Annotated in this window: 22 protein-coding genes and 1 pseudogene; 22 read left to right on the forward strand and 1 reads right to left on the reverse strand. The window is 67.8% G+C overall.

Annotated elements, in window-relative coordinates:
• Window positions 1-100: 100 nt before the first annotated feature.
• Both BLW43_RS17570 and BLW43_RS23055 read left to right on the forward strand, forming a co-directional pair.
• Window positions 101-298, forward strand: coding sequence for a hypothetical protein (locus BLW43_RS17570; RefSeq protein ID WP_093255458.1), 198 nt, complete (start codon window positions 101-103; stop codon window positions 296-298).
• A 733-nt stretch (window positions 299-1,031) separates the two neighbouring features.
• Window positions 1,032-1,568, forward strand: a complete 537-nt coding sequence (locus BLW43_RS23055) for a hypothetical protein (protein WP_139284126.1) — start codon at window positions 1,032-1,034, stop codon at window positions 1,566-1,568.
• A 233-nt stretch (window positions 1,569-1,801) separates the two neighbouring features.
• Here BLW43_RS23055 and BLW43_RS23060 read toward each other — a convergent pair.
• A pseudogene (locus BLW43_RS23060) lies at window positions 1,802-1,959 on the reverse strand (IS3 family transposase); the annotation flags it as partial.
• Window positions 1,960-2,532: 573 nt separating this feature from the next.
• On the opposite strand from BLW43_RS23060, the gene BLW43_RS23065 reads away from it, so the two are divergent.
• The 20 genes from BLW43_RS23065 (at window position 2,533) to BLW43_RS17665 (ending at window position 22,760) form a co-directional block, all read left to right on the forward strand.
• The gene (locus BLW43_RS23065; protein WP_139284127.1) at window positions 2,533-2,949 is read left to right on the forward strand and encodes a hypothetical protein; all 417 of its coding nucleotides are present in this window, start codon (window positions 2,533-2,535) and stop codon (window positions 2,947-2,949) included.
• A 129-nt stretch (window positions 2,950-3,078) separates the two neighbouring features.
• Window positions 3,079-3,975 carry an SLOG family protein gene (locus BLW43_RS17580; RefSeq protein WP_093255460.1) on the forward strand — a complete coding sequence of 299 codons (897 nt, stop codon included), beginning with the start codon at window positions 3,079-3,081 and terminating at the stop codon, window positions 3,973-3,975.
• Window positions 3,976-4,197: 222 nt separating this feature from the next.
• Complete coding sequence (locus BLW43_RS17585; RefSeq protein ID WP_093255461.1) at window positions 4,198-4,587, forward strand: DUF736 domain-containing protein; 390 nt, start codon at window positions 4,198-4,200, stop codon at window positions 4,585-4,587.
• 128 nt (window positions 4,588-4,715) lie between these two features.
• The gene (locus BLW43_RS17590) at window positions 4,716-5,222 is read left to right on the forward strand and encodes a DUF736 domain-containing protein (RefSeq protein ID WP_093255463.1); all 507 of its coding nucleotides are present in this window, start codon (window positions 4,716-4,718) and stop codon (window positions 5,220-5,222) included.
• 122 nt (window positions 5,223-5,344) lie between these two features.
• Entirely contained in the window at window positions 5,345-5,611 is a 267-nt protein-coding gene (locus BLW43_RS17595) for a hypothetical protein (RefSeq protein WP_093255464.1), read from the forward strand.
• Window positions 5,612-5,615: 4 nt separating this feature from the next.
• Window positions 5,616-5,840: a hypothetical protein gene (locus tag BLW43_RS17600; protein WP_093255465.1), complete on the forward strand. Its 225-nt coding sequence runs from the start codon at window positions 5,616-5,618 to the stop codon at window positions 5,838-5,840.
• 740 nt (window positions 5,841-6,580) lie between these two features.
• On the forward strand, window positions 6,581-6,745 hold the full coding sequence (locus tag BLW43_RS23695) for a hypothetical protein (RefSeq protein ID WP_175478979.1): 165 nt from the start codon (window positions 6,581-6,583) through the stop codon (window positions 6,743-6,745).
• 69 nt (window positions 6,746-6,814) lie between these two features.
• Window positions 6,815-7,111: a hypothetical protein gene (locus BLW43_RS17610; RefSeq protein ID WP_093255467.1), complete on the forward strand. Its 297-nt coding sequence runs from the start codon at window positions 6,815-6,817 to the stop codon at window positions 7,109-7,111.
• Window positions 7,112-7,284: 173 nt separating this feature from the next.
• Window positions 7,285-7,515: a DUF4326 domain-containing protein gene (locus BLW43_RS17615; RefSeq protein ID WP_093255482.1), complete on the forward strand. Its 231-nt coding sequence runs from the start codon at window positions 7,285-7,287 to the stop codon at window positions 7,513-7,515.
• Between the two features lie 1,105 nt (window positions 7,516-8,620).
• Entirely contained in the window at window positions 8,621-8,884 is a 264-nt protein-coding gene (locus BLW43_RS23070; RefSeq protein WP_139284128.1) for a hypothetical protein, read from the forward strand.
• The gene (locus BLW43_RS17620; RefSeq protein WP_093255469.1) at window positions 8,881-9,471 is read left to right on the forward strand and encodes a hypothetical protein; all 591 of its coding nucleotides are present in this window, start codon (window positions 8,881-8,883) and stop codon (window positions 9,469-9,471) included. The genes BLW43_RS23070 and BLW43_RS17620 overlap by 4 nt, the downstream gene beginning before the upstream one ends.
• Before the next feature lie 39 nt (window positions 9,472-9,510).
• The gene (locus BLW43_RS17625; protein WP_093255470.1) at window positions 9,511-12,090 is read left to right on the forward strand and encodes a type IV secretion system DNA-binding domain-containing protein; all 2,580 of its coding nucleotides are present in this window, start codon (window positions 9,511-9,513) and stop codon (window positions 12,088-12,090) included.
• A gap of 52 nt (window positions 12,091-12,142) precedes the next feature.
• Complete coding sequence (mobF, locus tag BLW43_RS17630; RefSeq protein WP_093255471.1) at window positions 12,143-15,253, forward strand: MobF family relaxase; 3,111 nt, start codon at window positions 12,143-12,145, stop codon at window positions 15,251-15,253.
• A gap of 38 nt (window positions 15,254-15,291) precedes the next feature.
• A complete protein-coding gene (locus tag BLW43_RS17635; protein ID WP_139284129.1) occupies window positions 15,292-15,588 on the forward strand; it encodes a hypothetical protein in 297 nt (98 codons plus the stop codon).
• 727 nt (window positions 15,589-16,315) lie between these two features.
• On the forward strand, window positions 16,316-17,518 hold the full coding sequence (gene repA / locus BLW43_RS17640; RefSeq protein WP_175478980.1) for a plasmid partitioning protein RepA: 1,203 nt from the start codon (window positions 16,316-16,318) through the stop codon (window positions 17,516-17,518).
• Window positions 17,518-18,465 (forward strand): plasmid partitioning protein RepB, encoded by a 948-nt coding sequence (repB, locus tag BLW43_RS17645; protein ID WP_093255485.1) that lies wholly within the window; start codon window positions 17,518-17,520, stop codon window positions 18,463-18,465. Before repA ends, repB begins: the two co-directional genes overlap by 1 nt.
• A 205-nt stretch (window positions 18,466-18,670) precedes the next feature.
• Window positions 18,671-19,942: a plasmid replication protein RepC gene (gene repC, locus BLW43_RS17650; RefSeq protein WP_093255474.1), complete on the forward strand. Its 1,272-nt coding sequence runs from the start codon at window positions 18,671-18,673 to the stop codon at window positions 19,940-19,942.
• Window positions 19,943-20,295: 353 nt separating this feature from the next.
• On the forward strand, window positions 20,296-21,294 hold the full coding sequence (gene radC / locus BLW43_RS17655) for a RadC family protein (protein ID WP_217632225.1): 999 nt from the start codon (window positions 20,296-20,298) through the stop codon (window positions 21,292-21,294).
• Window positions 21,294-21,980, forward strand: a complete 687-nt coding sequence (locus BLW43_RS17660; protein WP_093255477.1) for a thermonuclease family protein — start codon at window positions 21,294-21,296, stop codon at window positions 21,978-21,980. The genes radC and BLW43_RS17660 overlap by 1 nt, the downstream gene beginning before the upstream one ends.
• Window positions 21,981-21,998: 18 nt before the next feature.
• Window positions 21,999-22,760 carry a 3'-5' exonuclease gene (locus tag BLW43_RS17665; protein WP_093255478.1) on the forward strand — a complete coding sequence of 254 codons (762 nt, stop codon included), beginning with the start codon at window positions 21,999-22,001 and terminating at the stop codon, window positions 22,758-22,760.
• Window positions 22,761-23,066 lie beyond the last annotated feature (306 nt).

Here is a 23,066-nt window from a genome sequence, read left to right on the forward strand (position 1 = left end):
GCCCCCGGCGCCCACGGCGCCGGGGCTCTCGCACCAATCCATCGCAGGCGGTCGCACGCAGCCGCCGGATGCGCTACCTTCCAACCGACAGGAGACCGCGATGACCGCCGACGAGAGCCGCTCGATCAACGACAAGCTCGACGCCATCCTCAGCCGGATGAACGCCGTCGAAAACGAGTTCGCCACCCTCAAGGGCGAGCTGCGCGCCAGCATCTGGCAAACCTCCTTCCAGATCATCGCGATCTATGCCGGCGCCATCGGGCTGACCCTGGCGCTCGTGCGCCTCTACGCCGGCTGATCCACGGCGCTCGCGCCACGCCCTCAAATCAGCCCGCCAGCGGGCGCTGGCGAAGGCCGCGTCAGAGCGCGCAGGCCCTGCCGCTACGCAGGCGTCCACGGCGGGCGTCATCAGCCACAGCCGCCCGGACGCGCGCGACGTAAGGCCAGCCGACCTCGGCGATGCAGGCGTAAGCCTTCACAGCGATACGGCGCTCCACGTTGGTCGTCATCGTTCTCCTGTATCGCGCTGAACAGATCATCATCAGGCGGAAGGGAGGCGACGAAGGCGTTGAAATGCTGCTGGCGCAGACGGTCAACCCTCGCGCGGCGACGCGAGATCGCCGACATAGTCGCCGGCGGCGACCAAATGGCCGAACCCCGCATAGGGCGGCGCGCGCCATGCATAGCAAAACGTTCCGGGGGGGCACATTTTTGGCGGCTTCGCCAGAGTGGGCTGGTCGCGTTATCAATCGGCATGGAGCCGGTGTCCGCCCGGGCCGCTTCAACCTCGGAGCAGAGCATGTTTTCCATGTTGTTCATCGCCGCTTCGCGAGCTCTCGCCCTTAAAGCGCCTGCGTTATTTGAAGCCGCAGCGAGAGCGTTTCACTCAATCATTGAGGGCGCGTATTTTTTACGCAGAGCGTCGCCTTAATGCGTGTTGTTGTTGATGGGAAGCCAAAATCCAGACTTCGACTAACGCCAAGCCATGCACTGCGTCGCCTGGCTCAGAACTGCGTGACAAGGAGACTCCAATGCCAGGCAAGAAAACGGCACCCAAGACATCCGAAACCGTTAGCAATGGTTTAACGACTTACAATAAGTTGAAGGATAATCAGAAATGCATCTACCAGGCCTTCAAGCACGTCGCGAATGAACCTGAAACATTACTTGGGAACCGCGTCGCTGCTGCAGGAGTAGATGCTGACGAACCAAAGGCCGTTCTTGTTCTGGCAAAATTTTACAATCTGTTTCGTATCGAAGCGTTTCATGGCAGTGATCATCTTTCAACTGCCTACAGTCTTGAAAACGACACGAATTATGTGATGATCATCACGACACATGATCACATCCGCAAACAGGTGCGTGGTGTAGGCGACGCAAAGGGAATCATGTTCGGCGAAGAAGCGTCCGCGTTGCTGACTACGGCGCCACCTTACGTCATGTGGCACGCCATCTTTGCGTCGGTCGATGCTAACGGAGTAACTCGTTGGATCGATGAGCAGGACATATACAAAAACGGCCCAATAGGTGCGACGGCCGTCGTTGCTTTCTCCGAAAGCATTATTTGATAAAAATCTGACCTTCCGGTGTCAAACCTGAAGCCCCGGGCGCTTGGGCCACAGTACGCGACACCGGCGAGGTCGAGCAAGCTCGATCCCCTGTGTGGCGCTGGATAGACCACCATCAGGCGGCGGGGAGGCCACGAAGTTGTCAGGATGCAGCCACCGGAGACGGTCAGCCCTCGCGCTGCTATGCGAGATTGAACCGCACCGCGATTCCTGGAGGCCGGTTTCTTTGAGGCCTACGCCGCCACGGCGCCGGCCTCGAGTTCAGAGTAGTAGCGGTCCTCGGCCTCGGCAGGGGCATGCTGCCGATGGGTTCGAGAAGGCGGCGGTTGTTGAACCAATCGACCCATTCGAGAGTGGCGATCTCGACGGCCTCGAGGCTGCGCCACGCGCCGAACGGGGCGATCGCCACGTCCCGTTCCGGGCCGCGGCGCCGCGCCACTCATGAACGGAGCCCCGGCGAAGGGCCGGGTCTCCGCCCTCACGGGTGAGTGTCGCTATCGCAGGCGCATCGCATCACCATCACGCCGCAACACCACGCCGCCAAACTGCGCGGCCAGGCCCCATCGAGGGGCCCGGCCACGCCGCAGGCTTCGACGGCCTCAGCCAGCGCCGGCGGCCCGTGGCCGCCGCGCGCAGTCGCGCGGGCGTCGGCGCGGGAGAGCCCGCCTGCTTGCCGTCCGTCCTCGCGCGCCGGCCCCAGCGCCGCGCCTGCGCTCCGGTCGCCCCGCGCCCCAAGCGGGCGCAGGGCGACGCTCCGCTCCGGCGCCGCGCCCGGGTTCATCCGGCGGCTGCGGTGCGGACGCGCTGGCGCAGGCTGACGTCACAGCACGCACGCACGCCCTCCCAGCATATCCTAAGTGCGGATGATACGAAGGGGCGGAAGGCCCGCTCCAAGCCCCCGAAAAAATCAAACCCACGCGATCAGTCGAGGCGCTATCGCGCCAGTTTTTTAGTAAGAAGGCGCGTGGACGCTTCGCTGGATTTTTTCGGCCTGCGGCTGAAACAATTCCTGATTTTCCCAAGAGAAAATCACCAATTGTTTCACGGGCTTTCCGCAAACCTTCCGCCTTCGTCGCGACCCTTCACGGATAGCAGGAAGACCGTGCGCAGCGCCCGGTCGGCTTCCGCGGAGGGACTTCCCATGACCGCGATCATCACCGTCACCGACGACGAGATCATCATCGCCCCGCTCGGCGACGACGAGGACCTGCCCGAACTTGACGGGCTCGAGCCGCCCGAGATCGACGGCGACGAGGACTTCGGACCCGTCACGCTCCTCATCGACCACGACGAGGACGAACAGGACGCGGTCCTGCGCCTGGCGGTCAGCGACATCGCCTGGGCCCGCCGGAGCCTCCGCAGCGCGGCGCTCACGGCCTGACGCCGGACGCCCGGCTCACCCCCGAAAGCGAAAGCGCCGGTGAGAGCCGGCGCACGCGCGCCCGTGCGCAGAGAAAGGCCTCTCCCAATCCCGGCGGCCCGCAGCGGCCCCATCGCAAGGATCACAGCCATGAGCATCTACGACGACATCGAAGCCTTCGGCATGACCGGCGACGACTACGTCCCGCCCCTCGCCGACCACGACGCCATCGCCCAGATAGCCAACGCCGCCGTCGCGGGCTTCCTCGAGGCGCTCGCCGAGAGCGGCCTCAACCACGTCGCCGCCAGCATCGGCTGGGGCGTCGTCAACGCAGTCCACCGCGAAATCGAACGGCTCGAGCGCAAGTCCGACGCCAACGCCGCCGAGATCCGAGATCTCATGTCCACCCAGGACGGCTCGGAAGTCCGCGACGTCGAACTGCAGGACGCCATGACCGCCCAGGAGCGCATGGAGGACCTGCGCGACGCGCTCTCGACCTTCCGCGAAGCCGCGGCCGAGGCCTACGCGACGGCCACGGGCGACCCCTGGCTGCCCCGCTCCGGCTCCAGAACCGGGCACGGCGTCACCGCCGCCCAGATCGACGCCCGCGCGATGCTGAGGGCGCAGCGCGACCAGCGCGTCGCCGAACTCAATCCGCAGGGCCCGAAGTTCATCGTCACCGGCCATGTCGACTGGACCGACGTCGACGCCGTGTTCGTCGCGCTTGACAGGTTGCGCGAGCGCAGGCCTGACATGGTCGTCGTCACCCGCAACGCCCGCGGCGCCGAGCTCATCGCCCGCAAATGGGCCGCCCAGCGCGGCGTCGACCAGATCACCGTCACGCCCAACTGGTCGCTCGGCAAACAGGCCGCCTTCAAGGCGATCGACGCCGCGCTCGAACTGAAGCCCGCCGGCGTCGTCACCTTCGAGGACGCAGCCCACCCAGCGAACGGGATCACGCTGAACCTCATCCAGAAAGCCGCCGCCAAGCGCATCGCCGTCTGGCGCGTCGGCCGCAAGGATGGCGGCGCCGCAAGCGCGGCCTGAGCCGCATCACCGACACGCGACGCCCGGGCCCTGCGCCTGGGCGTCGCTTTTTTTTGCGGCCCGCAGACGAAAGGGCAGGGGCGCCACTGCTGCGCCGGCGCCTCCCCGCCGGCCGCGTCGTCCCGACCGCGCGCCCCCCGCAAAGCGAGAGGGCCGTTCGGCCTTCGCGAGCCGCTCCGCGCTCGCAAGAAAGCTCAACCCCTCCCCGAAAGGATCTCCCCCATGGCCACTCTCGGCATCGTCACCCGCCGTCCCGCCGACGGCGCGATCACCGGCAAGCTCGAAATGAAGTCCTACACGGGCCGCGTGCTCTTCGCGCCGGCGACCAAGCGGTCCGACGCCGCGCCCGACTTCCGCATCTACGGCGAGTCCGCCGGCGGCGGCCGCTTCGAGATGGGCGCCGCCTGGACCAAAACCCGCACCGACGGGCAGGGCACCTACGTCTCGGTCAAGCTCGACTACCCCGAGCTGCCCGCGCCCATCTACGCCACCCTCGGCCAGCTCGCCGACCAGGACGACGACGACGTCCTCGCCGTCATCTGGAACCGCCCAGACCCGGCGCGCGCCGGCGCCGCCGGCGATCCCTTCGCCCGTCTCGCCAACGCCGCCTGACCCGCGCCTGCGCAAGCGTCCGTCCCGAACCGGGGCGGGCGCCCGAAAGCGAAAGGCCCCACGGGGCCGAGGCGAGCCGCCTCCGGCTCGCAAGAGAGTCCATCCCCTCCATCGAAGGAACCAACCCAATGGCCACCATCGGCACCGTCACCCGTCGCTCCGACGCAACCTACGCCGGCACGCTCCAGCTCAAGAGCTACACCGGCAAGACGCTGTTCCGCCCGACGGGCGCGACCGGCGACAAGGCGCCCGCCTACCGCATCTACGGCGCGGGCGATCACGGCGGCCCGTTCGAGATGGGCGCAGCCTGGATCAAGATGCGCACCGACGGGCAGGGGACCTACGTCTCCGTCAAGCTCGACTACCCCGAGCTGCCCGCGCCCATCTACGCCACCCTCGGTCGCGCCGCCGACCAGGACGACGACGACGTCTTCGCCGTCATCTGGAACCGTCCCGACCCCAATCGCGTGACCGGCGGCATTGCGGGAGATCCCTTCGCCGGGCTCGGCGGCATGGCCGCCCCCGCGACGCCCGACCCGCTCGATCCGATCGACGCGATGGCCCCGATCGAGACGCCGAAGGCGCGGCGCGGCAAGCTCGCGCCCGTCGAAGACAGCGAGGAGGGCCGCGCCTGACGCCACCGGACCCGCAAACAAGCCGCCAGCGCGCCCCTGACGCGCGCTGGCGGGCCTCGCCACACCGCAGCCCCGACACAACGGCACGCTGCGCCGACGGCCACAGCAAGGAGCCTCGCGCCATGACCGCAATGCCGACCAACACCGCCTTCACACAACCAGACGCCGGCGACCTCGCGGCGCTGATCCCCGCAGCCTTCGAACACCCCGACTACTGCGACGCCAACCGCTACGAAGACTGGGAGCGCGACGTCGCCACACCGGCGCTGCAGACGCTCGGCTTCACAGTCGGTCGGTGGCGCGACGGCGAACGCGACAGCTTCGGGCCGCTGACGCGCCTCGTCCCGCTCTCTCGGGACGGCCACACCGGCCTCTACGTCTACGGCTGACGCCATGACAGACTTCTGCCTCGTCAACCGCGCCAACGTCGCCCAGTTCGTCGGCGCCTTCGCCTCGCGCGAAGCCGCCATCGCAGCGCTCAACCTCCCCGCCGACGGCGTCGCGAGACGCGATCCGTGTCGCGACGAAGAACCCCAGCTCTGGCTCACGGAGGCGCCCGAAACGCTGCCGCGCGACGGCGCGCAGCACGTCATCGGTCCCGACACCCCCTCCGACTGACCAAGCAATCCATCACAGCGACGCATGGGCGTCCGGCGCAAGCCAGGCGCCCTTCGTCTTGCGGCCCGCATCCAAGCGCCGCGCGGCCCGTCGAGGGCCGCACAGCGCTGGTCGTCGGACCTTCAGCAGTCCTGCAGCAGTCCTCGCCCCGGCCACGCCGGGGCTGCGGTTCCTCCTGTCGGCCGCTCGCGGCGGCCTCCCCGACGGGCGGTCGCGCGCCGGGCGCGGCCTCACGGCCAGCGCCCGCCACGCTCAACCCCCGTCGGACCGCACGCTGACCCCCGCCGAACTGCGGCCAAAGAGGGCCGCGTGTTCGTCGGCGGTCGGCGTCGCGCCTGTGCCGCGACGCCTCAGCTTTGCGGCAGGCATGCCGGCTGGTCGCCGGCATTCTTCCACCACACACACCCGCCGTGGTCGCTGCCAGCCTCGCCCGCGACGCCGACGCGCTGACGCGCGACAGCTGGCGGGCTCGGCGGCCACCCCCCGCCCATGGCGTCAAGCACATCACCGGCGACACGGTTTTTTTCGGCGAGGACAGCGCGCGCGGCGCGCACTTCGCAATGAGCCGCCCGCGCGATGGCCGAGCCTACAGCCCCCGAGAAAAAAACCGCGCCGCCGGCTCGCGCGCTCCGCGCGTCGGCTCCGCCGATCCTTGACCCCATGAACAGGGCGCGGCGGGGCGGCAGCACCACGGCGCGTGTGTGCGGGCCGTGGACACTCCAACACAAGGAACGCCGACCATGACCCCCATCATCACCATCCTCGACGACGAAATCGTCATCGCGCCGCTCGGCGACGACGAGGACCTGCCGCCGCTCGACGACGACGTCGCCGAAGACGACCGCGCCGCCGCACTCGTCGCACTCGGCCGCCTGCACATCGACTTCGCCGAACTGCCCTTCTGATCCACGCGACGCGGCGCCCGAGGCGAGCGCCGCACTCCTGTCACCCACCGCACCGTCGAGGAGCCCACTATGACCCCGCCCCACATCGCCGCCGCGCTCAGCGACCTCGAACGCGAGATCGACGCCGACACCCGCGGCGCGCCCTATGAACTCTACATCGCCCGCGCCAACGCGGCGTCCCTGCAACACGCCCAGCGCTTCGAGGGCGATCAGCGCGACACGTTCCTCGCCGCCGCCCGCAACCGCGGCTTCTACGATCCCGACGTCCAAGCCGGCTGGCTGCTCGAAGCCACCGACGACCTCTGCATGCACGGCCTCGACTACAACTGCTGCCCCTGCGGCTGCGGCGACGTCGAATTCGACTGACATCGCCAACGCGACGCGCCTGCAGCGCGTCGCGTCGCAGCCGAACCGGCCATCTCGCCGTCGACGTCCAGCGTCCGCCCGAAGGACTCTCCGCCCCGCCGCGTCTCTCAAGACCTGCGGCGACGGCGCCGAGGCGGAGAATCCTCTCGGCCGTGGACAAGGAAGACGACGACATGACCGCAGCCACCGCTTCGCCGCGAACCCTCAACGCCCGTGCTGTCGGCAAGTCGGCGCCCGGCGCCGTCTACGTCGGCCGGCCGTCAAAGTTCGGCAACCCGTTCGTCATCGGCCGCGATGGCGACCGCGACACGGTCATCAGGCGCTACCGAGACTGGCTGCTCGCGCAGCCCCATCTCGTCGCCGCCGCGCGCCGGGAACTGGCCGGCAAGGACCTCATCTGCTGATGCGCGCCCCAGCGATGCCACGCCGACGTCCTGCGCGAGATCGCGAACGCGCCGCGCTGAAGCCGGGTGCTGTCGTCGCCGTCGTCGCCCGCCGCCGCGCTGGCGACGTTTCGGTCCTGCATCCGACACGGCGTAAAGCGACGTCGCCTCGCCCATCGGCGCCTGACTTTCCCGCTCTCAGAGACATCGATGGCGCATCGAACCCTGCGCCCGTTTTCGGCGCGCAGACCGACCGCCTCAAACAGCCGCGCTTTCCTAAAGCAGTCCGACTTATGTTGCTCAACCGATCACACTTACTCTCGCGCTCGACACCAAAGCTGTGCTGCAGATCGCCCGACCGTCGATGCTGACACATCAGCTCATCCCGCCAGCCTTGCGCATCCTGAACCAGCATCCGGGCGATCGCCGCAGCCCGTTCCGGGCCGCGGCGCCGCGCCACTCATGAACGAAGCCCCGGCGAAGGGCCGGGTCTCCGCCCTTGCGGGTGAGTGTCGCTATCGCGAGCGCTTCGCATCGCCCACACGCGCCATGGACAGGACCCCACCAGCGCTCCGAAAGCGACGACGATAGCGCCAGATGCGGTTCAGCGGCTTCCGCAGCCGTTCTACTTCAGCCGCATCAGGCCCGCCTGACCCCCCGACAACCACCCCACAGTGATACCCCGCGAGCGGGGCCCCTTTGATGGAGAGGCACACCTGAGGCCCCTGACGAGGCCGAGAAGCGCGTTTGTTGAAAATACGCGATATTGATGTTCTGCGAGGTTTTTGCCACCGTCATACTACCTCATACAATCGCGAGATTTACGAACGGCTTCAACACAAGAGGCGCGGGCCCCCGAAAACGAATCCATCCACCGGCGCGGCGCGGCGCCAGAACCGCGTTCCTGGCGCCGCAAGCCCCGTCGATGTTGACAGATTGTCGCAGGAAGCGGCAAGACGGCCGGCGATAGCCATAAGTCATTGATCTCATGACTCGTTCTAATCTAGGGGGAGATTAGAACTTCATGTTTACATGTGCAGAGCCGCCAAGCACATGGTAAAAATATCATCCAAGCACAAACGCAGACAAAACCACTCATCATTCGCCAGAATGAGGAATGTAGGCAATGCTGGATGGAGAAAAGGACCGTATCGGCAATACGGTAGTAATCTCGATGCGCGTCACGAAAGAGCTTGCGCAATGGATAAGGGCCTGTGCGGGCGCTGGTAACGAGAAACACTCGCGCGCCGTGGTCATCATGCTTGAGACGCTGCGCTACACAGTCGACGAACCCCAGCTCGACAGGGTACTCAGGCACATCCGCAATCCGAAAAAAACGGCGCGAGGCCCCAGCGAAAAGGGCGCCGTAGCAACGAGGATGGTCTCGTGACGGCGGCCGGAAACACATCGGCCAGGCGCATCACGGTATGCCTGAGCGAGGCCGACATCGCCACGCTCGGTCAGCAGAAAAACGTCTCCGGCGCCATCAGGGAAGCGCTGCGCATCGCCGCGGAACGCCGCGATCCCGACGCGGAGGCGGCGCGCTCGCGAGAGCCTCAGCGGCATCAGCTCGAGGCGATCGTGGCGGAGCTCGCGCGGCTCAACGCGCGCGTCGAAGCGCTCCATGACGTCGTCTCGACGCCGTTCAGAACCCTTGAGACGGCCGCGCGGATCGTCCGGATCGAGACGCTGCATGCCCGTCAGATGCATCTCTTCGCGCGGTTCCTGGAGCAGTTCTGCGCGACGTCCGCGGCGGTCGAGGGGCTGTCGATGACGGCCGGCGCGACCGACGCCAACGCCGCCCGCGCGTATGTTCAAGCCGCTCATGAAGACCTCCTCGAGCGGCTCTTCGACCCCGCCGACCACGCCGCGCAGGAGGCGCTGGACGCGGCGCGCACGCCCGGCAGCGCCACCGCGAGCGCGGACGAACTCTTTAGTTTCGAAGACGCGCCGACGCGCCGGCGCGCCGCCGAATAGCGGCGCGCGACGCCATCCGAACCCGCAGGGAGCCGCGCCATGACGCCCATCCGACACCGACCGTTGATGGGCGACAGCTTCGCCCGCGGCTTCGACATCTTCCGTCTGCAGGCGACGCTGCAGGCGCGCTCCATCGCGCTGATGCTCAAGATCCTGGGCGCGATCGGGATGTTGGGCGTCGGCGTCTGGGTGTGGCTGACCGTGCCCGACTTCGTGCTGCTCGGCGCCGCGCGCTACGTCGGCGCCTATGTCGTCACCGGGCTTGTCGGCGTCGATCTCGACGCCATCCCGGTGCTCACCGACAGCGGCTGGCAGAGCTGGCCGTCAGCCCGCATCCTGCGCGATCCGTGGCATGTCGGGGCCTGGAACCTCGCCGTCGAAGCGACGCTGCACGCCGTCGCGGTGTTCCTGCTGCTCTCCGGCCCGCTCGCCTACGCGCTCTATCTGCTCGCCAAACGGCGCGGTCACACCGCCACGGCGGACCTGCTCGCGCGCGGCCAGCGCGTCGTCGAGGCGCGCGAACTCGGCCGTCTCGTGCGCCGCGGCGCCGCGGTCTCGAAGTTCACGATCGGCGCCGTGCCGATGCCGGAGGCGGTTCTGAACCGCGCCTTCGTCGCCCTAGGCACGCCCGGCACCGGCAAGTCGGTGCTGATCAAGCGCTGGCTGCGCGAGGTCCGCGCGCGCGGCGACATGGCCATCGTCTTCGACAAGGTCGGCGACTTCACCGCGGAGTTTTTCGACGCGCGCCGCGGCGACGTGCTGCTCAACCCGCTCGACGCGCGCTCGCCGCCTTGGAGCCCGTGGGCGGAGATGCGCTCGATCGCCGACGCCTACCGCATCGCGCGCGCGCTGATCCCCTCGACCCAAGGCGACAACAACTTCTTCCACACCGCCGCGCAGGACCTCTTCGCAACGCTGCTCACCCGCATCTGGCGCATGAGGAACCGCTCGCTCATGGCGCTGCTGGAGGCCGCGCTGATCTGGGATCGCGAGAGCAAGGCGACGCTGCTGGAGGGCACGTCGGCGGCCAAACACTATCAGGGCGACCATCGCTCCGGCCACGACGTCGACGCCACGATGTCGGTCTACACCCAGGCCCTGCGGTTTCTCTCGACGCGCTCCGGCGGCCCCGACGATTTTTCCGTGCGCGACTTCATCACTGATGCGGTCACGGCGATGGAGACGCGCCCGGACGCGGCGCGCGCCGCGCTGGCCGCCCGTTTCGACGCCGAGTACGCCGAGCTCCTGCAGGCCCGAAACCTGCTCGCGGTCGGCGATCTCGCGCGCGCCGCGCGCCTCGTCCAGCGCGTATCGCTGGTGTTTCCGCTGCTGCCCGACGGCATGGCCGCGCCTGCCGAGGGCGCGGGGTTCACCGTCTGGTGGGACGCCAACCGCGCCGAGATCGAGGCGCACTGGCGCGCTCAGGACGCCGCGCGCGACGACGTTCTGGCGGGGCGTGAGGCGCGCCGGCGCGAGGCCGCGGCGCGGCTGCGCGCACGCGGCGCGCCTTGGCTCTTCATCGCGTCCGACCAGCGCCAGCTCGCCGCCGTGCGGCCGGTGCTCTCGCTCTGGCTCGACGCCGTCGCCGACACGATCCTGAGCCTGCCCCCCAACCCGCAGCGCCGGATCTGGCTCATGCTCGACGAGCTGCAGGCGCTGCAGGAGCTGCCCTCGCTGCAGCCGCTGCTGACCGAAGGGCGCAAGTACGGCGCCTGCGTCGTCGCCGGCGTGCAGAACATGGGACAGCTGCGCCAGAACTACGGCCCCGACCGCGCCGAGGTGCTGATGTCGCTCTTCAACACCAAGACGTTCTTCCGCCTGCCGGAGCCGCGCACCGCGAAATGGTGCGAGGACGCCATCGGCTCGGCGGTCGTCGAGCGCATCGGCGAGAGCATCCGCTACGGCACCTCGGAGACCATGGACGGCGCCCAGCTCTCGCCCCATCGCAGCACCGAGCCGATCGTCATGGCCGGCGACATCGCCCGCCAGCCGGACCTGCACTGCTACCTCACGCTGCCCGGCAACTGGCCCGTCGGGCGCATCCAGCTCGCCTTCGACAAGCGTCGCGACGCGCCGCCGCCGATCGCCGCTGCGCTGACGCCGCGACCGCCGGAACAGACCATCTTCCACGCGCTCGACCGCAAGGGATGGCAGCCGATCCCTGAAGGCGACGACCCGCTCGGCGCCGGCGACATCGCCCGCACGCTCAAGGGATCGACGCTTCCGGACCCCGCTCCGGCGGAGAAAACGAGCCCGGCGATGCGCGCAAAAGACGCCGCCGGCGCGGCGCCGGCGGCGAAGTCCGCGCAACCTGCGCGGCCGTCGCGCGCCGCCGACACCACGCCGAACGCGGCCGGGAAACCTGATCCAGCGACGGCGACGACACCTGAGGCCCCGCGCGCCGCGGCTCCGGTAAGCGACGCGGCCCCCATGGACCGACCCACGGCGTCAAGCCATCCCGGTATGGCGAGACCCCCTGTCGGCGATCTGGGTCGCCGCGCGACGCCCTCCGCGCCGCGCCCACAGACACCGCCGAACGCCGCCACGGCAGAGACGCCGGACCTCTTCGGCGATGGCGCCGCGGCTCCGTCTTCACGCCGCCCGGATTCGAAACTGTGAGCGCGCCGCGCTGCAGACGCGCCCCTGAACCGACCCCTCGGGAGGGCGCGCCATGCTCTCGATAGGGGCGGTGGCCAGCGCCGGCGCGGCGTCGGCCTACTTCAGCAAGGACGACTACTACACCCGCGACGCCGACGGCCCGTCGGCCTGGGCCGGCGCCGGCGCCGAGGCGCTCGGCCTCGCTGGACCCGTCCAGCGCGCCGACTTCGCCGCCGTTCTCGACGGCAAGCTGCCGGGCCAGGCGGAACGGCTCGGCTTCGAAGCCAAGGGCGTCTGGAAGCACCGCGCCGGCTGGGATCTCACCTTCAGCGCGCCGAAATCGGTCTCGGTGATGGCGCAGGTCGCAGGCGATCTCCGCCTCGCCACCGCTCACGATCAGGCTGTCCGCGCGACGCTCGCCGCCGTCGAACGCGAGCACGCCGGAACCCGGATCAAAGAGGCCGGCGTCCATCGACACGAGACCACCGGCAATCTCGTGATCGCGCTCTTCCGCCACGAGCTCAACCGCAATCGCGACCCGCAGCTGCACACCCACGCCGTCGTCGCCAACGCCACCGAGACCGCGCGCGGCTGGCGCAGCCTCGACGACAAGCGGCTCTACGACGCCAAGATGGAGATCGGTCTGCGCTACCGGCAGGAGCTCGCCCTGCGCGTCCAGCAGCTCGGGTACAACATCGACATCAAGCCCAACGGTACGTTCGAGATCCGCGGCGTCAGCCGCGAGACCATGGCCGCGTTCTCGACGCGGCGCACGGAAATCGAGGCGAAACTGGAAGCCCTCGGCATCGAGCCCGGCGAGGCCAGCGCGAAGGAAAGCGCCGCCGCGACGCTCAGCACGCGCCGCTCCAAGGGCGCTGTCGACCATGACGCCGTCTACGAGGGATGGCGCATCCGGATCACGCCGGCGGCGCTGGGGGCGATCGAGGGGCTGCATGCCGAGGCGCGCGGCCGCACCGCGGCGTTCTCCGCGCTGCTCACCATTGAGGCCCGCACCCAGGATGCTACGGACATCCTACGCGTCGCCATCGACGCGCTCTCCGAACGCGAGGCGGCGTTCTCGACGGAGCGCCTGCTCGCCGTCGCAGGCAAAATCGCCATCGGCCGCGCCACCGACGAAGACCTCAAGACGGCGCTTCAGGCGGCCGTCGCGCGCGGCGACGCGCTCGGGCGCCAGGTCGTCGAGGCCGATCGGCAGACCCGCGTCGACCAGGAAAAGGCCGGCGTCACCACCGAAAAGCTCCGCGCGATGGAACGCGCCATGATCGCCGCCGAGGCCGCCGGCCGGGGTTCCGTCACGCGGCTGGCGAGCCCCGGCATTGCAGCCCATGTCGTCGACATCGCGGAGAAGCGCTCCGCCAGACACGGACACGCCTGGACCGACGACCAGCGCGCGGCGACCGCGACGCTCCTGACCAGCCGCAACGCGGTCGTCGCCGTCCAGGGTCTCGCCGGCACGGCGAAGACCTCCACGGTGCTCGCGAGCTTCGCCGATTATGCCGAGCGCAGCGGCTACAACGTGCGCGCGCTCGCCCCGACCGCCAGCGCCGCGGAGACGCTGGGCGAGGCGCTGCGGCTCACTGGCAAGACCGTCGATCGCCATCTTCAGGAGGCGCGCGCCGCCGCGAAGAACGCGCCGCAGACCCAGGTCGGCGGCGCGCGAAAAATCTGGATCGTCGACGAAGCCTCGATGCTCTCGACAGCGAAGCTGCGCGCGCTCATCGAGACCGCCGAACGCGAGAAGGCCCGCCTCGTGCTCGTCGGCGACGTGCGCCAGCTCGGCTCGGTCGAAGCCGGCGCGGGGTTTCGCCAACTTCAAGAAGCCGGCATGCAGACCGCGGTGCTGGAGCGCATCGTGCGCCAGACCAACGACGCGCTGCGCCTCTCCGTCGAGCAGGCCGCAGCCGGTCGCGCGGCGATCAGCATGCGCTACTTCGATCCCGCCAAGGACAACCTCATCGTCGCCGACACGGCGGACGAGCGCCGCACGGCGCTTGCCGACCGCTGGCTCGCCCTCTCTCCGCAGGACCGCTCGAACACCATCCTCATCGATCCCAGCCGCGAGGGCCGCGCCAAAATCACCGACGCCGTGCGCAAAGGCCTCATCGCCGAAGGCGCCCTTGGCCTGTCGGCGCTCACGGCGGCGCGGCTCGAGACCAAGGGCCTCACGGTGGCGGAGAAGCGCTTCGTCTTCTCCTACGAGGTCGGCGACCAGGTGCGCTTCGCCCGCGGCTACCGCCTCAGCGGCGTCTCCGTCGCCGCCGGCGCCTATCTCACGGTCGTCGGAACCCGCCAGGGCGACGGCGTCGTGGAGCTGCGCACGCCCGGCGGCGCCGTCGTCGACTGGAAACCCGCCGAGAAAGGCGCCGCCAAGGCCGAGATTTTTTCGCGCGAGACGGCGGAGCTGCGCGCCGGCGACGCCGTCGTCTGGACCCGGAACGACCCGTCCCTCGGACTGCGCAACGGCCAGACGGGCCGCGTCTCCGTAGTCGACATCGGCGCGCGCCAGGCGATCATCGCCTTCTCGGGCGGCGGCGAAAAGACCATCGACGTCGACGACCTCCGCCGCGGCCACTGGCGGCACGGCTACGCCCAGACCGCCTACGCCGCCCAAGGGCGCACCGCCGAGCGCGTGCTGATCCATGCCGAGTCCGCCCGCATCAACCTCGTCAACGCCTCGAGCTTCTACGTCGCGCTCTCGCGCGCCAAGGACAGCGGCGTGCTCGCCACCGACGATCCCGACAAGCTGCGCGCCGGCCTCGAAGGGCGCGCCGGCGCCAAGATGACGGCGCTGGAGACCGAGGAGACCCGCCGCGTCGCCGCCGAGACCGACGCTCGCGGGCTATCGACCCAGGCCCGCCTCGGCGAAGCCGTGTCGGAGGCGGTCCGGGCGCTGCGGCAACGCGTCTACACGCCGCGCCGCACGCTCCCAAGCCCGGCCGACCTCTTCCGCCGCGATCCCGCCATCGCCCGCGACGCCGGCGCCCATCGCGGCGACACGCACCGCGTCGGCGACCCAGAGAAGGAACGCGACAAGGACCGCGAGACCAAACGCGCTCGCGCGCCCGAGACGATGCAGGAGCTCGCCGAGCACGTCGAGCGCCGCCGTCTCGAGAACGAACGCGCGAACAAGATCCAGACCCCCTCGCGCGGCTTCGAGCGATAAGCCGCGCGCGCCCTCACCTCCAGCACAAGGACGCCGCCATGCCGCCCCTCCTGAAACCCCGACCCGCGCCGCCCAGGATGCGCAAGATCAGCTTCAACGCGCCGGAGGACCTCGCCGACGAGCTGGAGGCGCTGAAGGCGCGCGCGGAAGCGCTCGGCTACGAGCTCCCGCTCAACGACGCCCTCGTCGAGGCCTATCGCAAGCTCGTCCGGCGCGTCGCCGACGAACTCGACGCCGGACCTCGCGAGGCTGACCGCCGCGAACCCGCTTCAGACGCGCCCGCGCCCGGCTCCGATGGGCCCGCCCAGCGCTCGATGCTCGACGCCGCCGAATGAAGACGCTTCGCAACCCCACCATCAACGCGGCCGGCGCTGCGCGCCGCTCCAGGGCCCGGGCCGGGCCCGGCCCGTCAAGGCCAAGCGGCCTGCGGCCGGCGCGCGCCGCGCGCGCCTTGACCGGCCTCCCATCGCCCCTTCAAGGCCTCGCTCCGCTCGCCCGAAAGCCGGACGGCTTTCAGGCGAGCGGGCTCTGGCCATGGTCGTCCGATCACCGCGGGGCGCCCGGTCGAAGCACCGGTCGCGCAACGCCTTGACGGGGGTCGCTTCGATAGAGGTCGCCGCTCCTCTCAGGTGCTCGGCAAAGCGGTTGCGCCACCTGCGCGCGTCCCGCGTAGCAACGGCGTCTTTGCCGGCCGCCCGACGCTCATGGGGCGCCCGACGTGGTTTCAGAACGCCACCGCTCTGCCCGGCGCTGACTGAGCCAAGGCATCATCGCCCAGTCCATGCGCCAAGCGTAATCGATCCGGCGACGCTCTCCGGAGGCCGGCTGTACGGGTCGCGCGAAGGGCCGATGCGATTCGTCAAAGCGTGCGTCGGACTGGCGCCACGGCCCTGCAGCGACGCCAGCAACGGCATCAGGCCCCCAAAAACACGCCTAAAGTACCCTCGGCACACCAGATGTTGCGGAATCGGCTTGCCAAGCCTTGAGCAAGCCGGCACAAAATTACGGCAACAACTGAATAAAACGATGGGGACCGTAACAACCCCGTCGATTGAGGCGGACATGGCGAAACCTGCACCTGGCCCGACGCTGCGTCGCGGCGAGCGAATTGACAAGCTTGTCGGAGAGCATGCAGCGCGCCTGTCGGAGCGACTGCAGGCCCATCGCAACGAGCTCTACCCGCCAGACGCCAAGAAGGCGCTGCGAAAATTTACGTCCGGCGAAGTCGCCCAGCTCTTGGGCGTGAAGGACGCCTACCTGCGCAAGCTGCACCTCGATGGCAAAGGCCCGTCGCCGGAGATTCGCACCAATGGCCGCCGGTACTACAGCCCGGAAGACATCCAGAATCTGCGGCAGTTCCTCGAGGCGGGCGCAAAGTCCCCTGGAACCTATGTTCCCGGCCGGAGAGCGCAGGATCATCTACAGGTCATCGTGGTGATCAACTTCAAAGGGGGATCGGGCAAGACAACGACGTCGGCCCATCTTGCGCAGAAGGCCGCGCTCGACGGTTATCGCGTGCTGGCGCTCGATCTCGATCCGCAGGCAAGCTTCTCAGGATTGCACGGGTTCCAACCGGAATTCGACCTGCTGGACGGCGGCACCCTCTACGATGCGATCCGCTACGACGACCCCTGCCCTATCGCCGACATCATCCAGCGCACCTACTTCACCAACCTCGATATCGTCCCCGGCAACCTCGACCTGATGGAGTTCGAACACGACACGCCGCGCATGCTCTCGCGCGGCGAAGGTTCGCTGTTCTTCACCCGCGTCGGGCAGGCGCTGAGCGAGGTGGAGGAACGCTACGACATCGTCGTGATCGACTGCCCGCCGCAACTTGGCTTCCTCACAATGTCCGCACTCTCGGCGGCGACGGCTGTCCTCGTCACTGTCCATCCCCAGATGCTGGACGTCATGTCGATGTGCCAGTTCCTTCTCATGACCTCGAATCTTCTCGGTGTGGTCTCGGAAGCCGGCGGCGACATGAGCTATGACTGGCTACGCTACGTCGTCACCCGCTACGAGCCTGGCGACGGCCCGCAGAACCAGATGGTGTCGTTCATGCGCGGCATGTTCGGCGAGCACGTCCTGAACCATTCCGTCCTGAAGAGCACGGCGATCTCCGATGCGGCGATCACAAAGCAAACGCTCTACGAAGTCGAGAAGACCCAGTTCACGCGCGCAACATACGAACGGGCGATGGAGAGCCTGAACGCGGTGAACGATGAAATCACCGGGCTCATCCAGAAAGCATGGGGTCGCTGATGGCGCGCAAGAACCTTCTCAAGGGGCTGATTGGCGATGCGCCGCCAGCATCAGACGACACCACCGAGGCGCCGCGGCCGCGCTACACCAAGGGGGCCATCGGCGCGGTCGGGCAATCCATCGCCGACCTGAAGAGCCGGGCGATCAACGACATCGATCCAGCCAGCATCGCGGATGGCGGCATCCGCGATCGGCTGGAACACGATGCGGAAGCGCACGCGTCGCTGGTCGCGTCGATCCGCGACTACGGGCAGCAGGTGCCGGTGCTGCTCAGACCGCATCCGCATGAGGCCGGCCGCTTCGAAGTCGTCTACGGCAGGCGCCGGGTGCAGGCCATCCGGGATCTGGGGCAGACCGTGAAGGCGATGATCCGCGATCTCGACGATCGCGAGGCCGTGGTCGCACAAGGTCAGGAAAACTCGGCGCGGCGCGATCTGAGCTTCATGGAGAAAGCGAACTTCGCTCGCCAGATGCGCGAAGCCGGCTACGACCGCCGGATCATCTGCGACGCTCTCCACATCGACAAGACCATCATATCCCGGATGCTGTCAGTGGTGGATCGCGTGCCGATCACGCTCATTGAAGCCATCGGCGCCGCGCCGTCGATCGGTCGCGACCGCTGGCTGCAACTCGCCGACCTGATCGAGAAAAACCCGGAAGGGGCCGAGCAACACCCTGCCCTATTCGGGCCCACGCGCGTCGAGACTTCCGATGGCAGGTTCGAGGAGCTGTTCGTCAGCCTGACCCCGCGCGCGGTCAAAGCGCCATCGCGCGTGAGCCTCGCGCCAATCCGTTTCGGCGATGAGCCGGCGCGGGGCCAGATCAAGCGCACGCCGTCCGCGGTGACACTGTCCTTCGACCTCGGCCGCAGCGATGGCTTCGACGAGTGGCTGGTTGATAACCTGGAAGAAATTCATCGCGACTGGCTTGCCCGTCGCGGCGAGTGACCATCCGCGCGCCGCGCGGACGGCAATGATGTGACCATGTAGGAAAGGAGGCGCACCCGGCGGAGCAAAAAGAAAAGACCCCCCAGGACATGACATCCCGAGAGGCCCGTTCATCGCCTGGCAGCATGAACGTAGCCACTCAGTTGACAGCAGTCAACAACCGTCGGTCTCCGCGGAAGGGTACGGCTTTGCCTAGCGGACAGCTATGGAGAGACTTTCAACCACGCCCTTTGGGGCGCGGCCGGTATCGGCTGCGCTTCTGGCGACGACCGAACGCGTCGCACGGCAGGCCAATGTGCCCCATGCTGACAAGTGGACCATTTTTCGCGACCTCTGTGTGGGGCGCGCAGCATTTGGCGTCTCCGATCGCGATCTCTCGGTATTGAACGCACTCCTCAGCTTCCATCGGGGCGCGTCTCTCAGCGACAACGAGGTCACGGTCGTGTTTCCCTCCAACGCCGCCCTCTCAGAGCGGGCGCACGGCATGGCCGAAAGCACACTGCGGCGACACCTCGCCGCGCTCACGCGCGCCGGCCTCGTCCTGAGGCACGACAGTCCCAACGGGAAGCGCTACGCCCGGAAAAGCGCCGCTGGAGATGTCGTCGTCGCATTCGGTTTCGATCTGAGACCGCTCCTCGTGAGGGCTCAGGAAATCGCCGGCGCCGCGCAGGCGGCGCGGGACGCCATTGAGCGAATGAAGATGCAACGTGAGCGGCTGAGCCTCGCGATGCGCGACGCCGCGAAGCTAGTAGCCTATGTCGAAGACGCTTCGAGTGACCAGGCAGGCTCTGCGATCGAGCAGCTCCTAAGTGAACTTTTCGCGCTGCGTTCCCGGGCGCGCCGTCGCCTGGACGAGCGCGAACTCGACAGCGCATTGGCCGATGCAACCGCACTCGTGCAGGTTGCGATGGAGTTGGTGCAGGCCAGTGTCCAGCCAAGTTCTGAAAAAATGGACGGCAATGACGCCGATAACGAGCGCCGCCATCAGAATTCAAAAACAGACGCTTCTTGTTTTGAACCCTTAGAACATAAGCACGCCAAAAATCGCTGTGGCGAAGAGAGGCAGCGCCTGCGTGGATTGAGGAGAAGCGAGGAGACGACCAAACTGGTGGAGGATGTTCCGTTCGCGCTCGTACGCGAGGCGTGCCGCGAATTGGCGGCCTACAATGGCGGTCGCCTTGACGGGTGGCGCGACGTCACACGGGCCGCGCATTTCGTACGCGGCCTGATGGGCGTCAGTCCGAGCGCTTGGGAAGAGGCGGTTGATGTTATGGGCAACATAACGGCGAGCCTCACGTTGGGATGTATGCTGGAGCGATCCTCGGAGATCCGCAACCCAGGAGGCTATCTCCGTGCGTTGATCTTCAAGGCGCGATCGAGCCAGTTCACGCCCATCGGAATGCTGATGGCCATTTTGAAGAGCGCTCCGCCGGTCAGAAGCGCCGTCCAGAAAGTTGACAGCTGTCAACCCGCTTAAGGGGGCTGAGTTGACAGCTGTCAACTTTCACACGGCGACCAAGTTGACAGCTGTCAACTACAATGGAGCGGCTGGCGCGCGCCCCGCCCCCACGCTTGCCTCTCCCGTGCCCTTGGCTGGCGCGTACAACCGTATCGAGGCGCGTACTACATCAATTGGCGTACGACCCAAGGCAGGTTCAGAAGACGAGGCCGCAGCCTTGCGCTTTGACGCCAATCGTAACGCCGACCTATGATCAGACTGCAACCGAGGAACGCCAATGCCAGAGGTCACCGCATTAAAGCCCGGCGCGGGCAGCCGCGGCTCGCTTGCGATGGCCGACGCCTCCAGCGTCGGCGTTCAGAAAGCTGGCAATGCCACAGCTCCACAACTCGGCGCAGCACCAGCTAAAAGAGCGTCGCCACGTGAAGAAAGCTAGCGCACCGTTGGCCCCCGGCGGCGAAGCCCCAAACGCCCCACAGTCGCCGCCGCCCGGCATGGCTGAAGCCACGCCATCAGCCATCCGTGCCATTGCGGAGCCAGAATCAGCTTCCCGCACCACGCCAAAGAGTGCGGCCCGTTCGCTGCGCGACGGGGCCAGTGCAATGCTTGAGTTCCTGCGCGCCCTGCTACGACTGCCTGAGCCCCACCCTACCCGCCGCTATCCCCCGCGTTCGGCGAACTTCTTCACCGAGGACGGTAAGCCGCATTACCATGGCCACCGCGCGCGGCTGCGGCAGCGGTTTCTCGCCACCTGGCCCGACGGGCTGCCTGACTATGAGCTGCTCGAGCTCGTCCTGTGCAACGCCATCTGGAAAATCGACGTCAAGCCGCTCGCCAAGAAGCTGCTCGAGCGCTTCGGCTCAATCAACGCCGTCGTCAACGCCCCCGAAGCGCGGCTCCGCGAGATCCCCGGTGTCGACGACTGGGTCGTGCTCCACCTGCGCCTCGCCGGCGCGCTCGCCCAGCGGCTCGCCCGCGCCGAACTCAACGAGACCTGCGTGCTGGGATCATGGAGCGCACTGATCGCCTATTGTCGAACCACAATGGCCTTCCGCGACCGCGAACAGTTCCGCGTGCTCTATCTCGACCAGCGCAACACGCTGATCGAAGACCGCCTGTTCGCGGAAGGCACCGTTAACGCTACGCCAGTCTATCCGCGAGAGGTCGCCCGACAGGGCCTCGCGCTCAACGCCGTGAGCGTCATCCTCGTGCATAACCACCCGTCTGGCGATCCGAAGCCCAGCGACACCGACGTCGTCATGACTCGGCGCGTGGTCGACGCCTGCGCCGCCGTCGACATCCGCGTCATTGACCATGTCGTAATCGGCAATGGCGCTGAGGCTTCGTTTCGCACATTGAAGCTGCTCTGATGACAGCTGTCACGCGCGCTGGTCTGTTGGCGCTGATCATCCTGGCCCCTACCCCGCCTGCAGCCGTCGCCGCCGAGACCGTCTCCGGCTTCGCAACGGTCGTCGATGGCGATACGATCGATATCGGCGTTGAGACCGTCAGGCTCTTTGGGATCGACGCGGCTGAGGCCGGACAACGCTGCTACCTCTCCAGCGGCGCTGACTGGGACTGCGGCGCGAGTGCGACGGGCCGGCTCCGAACGCTAGTCAACGGCAGGCAAATCTCCTGCGCAGTACGCGACATCGACCGCTACGGACGCCTTGTCAGCATTTGCAGCGCAGCAGGCGGCGCACGCGATCTCAGCGCCGCCCTCGTCTCTGAAGGTCTTGCTTGGGCCTTCCGGCGCTACAGCGACGCCTATGTCGATGAGGAGGACGCCGCGCGAACCGCGCGCCGAGGCGTCTGGCAAGCCCCGACCCAGCCTCCTTGGGACTTCCGCGCAGAGCGATGGCACGCCGCCGCCGCAACGACACCGCGCCCGGGATGCCCAATCAAGGGCAATGTCAGTTGGACCGGCGAGCGCATCTATCACACGCCCTGGTCGCCCTGGTACGATCGCACCGGCGTCAGCACAGCCCGCGGCGAGCGGTGGTTCTGCGATGAGGCGGAAGCCCGCGCCGCCGGCTGGCGCGCGGCGCGGTTCTGAGCGGCGGCGGGGATTACGATGCGCGGTCGGGATTTCGTGGTCTTCGACATCGAAACGGTGCCCGATCGCCTCATCGCGCTTCCCGATGAACTCGTCGATCCCGAGACCGGCGCGGCGCTCTTCCCGGCCACGCCGCTCCACAGGATCGTCGCCATCGCCGTCACTGAGTTTCGTCGCGAAGCCGACGGGACGATGCGGTTCGTCGACGCGCGCGCCGGCGGCGCCGTCGACGCGCCGGAGCGCGACCTCATCGCCGGCTTCTGGGCCGCGATGGGCAAGGCTGAACCGACGCTCGTCGGCTTCAACAGCCGCGGCTTCGATCTGCCGGTGCTCCTCCACCGGTCGCTGCGCCACGGGCTCGAGGCCCCGCTCTACTTTCATGGCGACAGCAAGTGGGACTCGTATCGCCAGCGCTACGCCGTCGACTGGCATCTCGACCTCTGCGAGGCGCTCAGCGAGTTCGGCGCGTCGCGCAAGATCTCACTTGACCTCGCCGCCCGCCTAGTCGGAGCGCCGGGCAAGCTCGACGTCGACGGCAGCGACGTAGAGGCCATGGTCGACGCCGGACGCATTGAGGACGTGCGCACCTACTGCGTCACCGACACGCTCTCAACAAGCCTCGTATGGCTCTCGTGGTTGCGTGTCCAAGGAAGGATCACCGCGGGCCAGCGCGCCGACATAGAGAAGGAAATCGCCGACTGGCTGCAGGATCGCCAGGACAGCGAGCCGCATCTCGGTCGGTTCCTTGAGGCATGGAGTGTGCCCGGAACAGTGGGGTAGGGGGATCCGATCCGCCGTCTTGCGGGCCTCTGCAATTTCCAGAATCCCAGAGTTGACAGCTGTCAACAATACGCGCCTTCACGCGCTCTTCCCTAGACCCAATGCTGACGAACTCGACGAGAGCCAACGCGCGGGGCCGATCGGAGCCATGATCTCCACCAACTCACACTCCGCGACACAGTGGACAGTTCATCGCTCGGCCACGAGCATCAGGTTGTTGGCGGGCATTTTGAGAATGTTCGGCGGCGACAGCCCGGCTTCCTGCAGCATATTGCTGACCCCGAGAACATCCTTGTAGCCGATCTC

It is taken from the genome of Rubrimonas cliftonensis, assembly GCF_900107585.1.
Classification (GTDB): Bacteria; Pseudomonadota; Alphaproteobacteria; order Rhodobacterales; family Rhodobacteraceae; genus Rubrimonas; species Rubrimonas cliftonensis.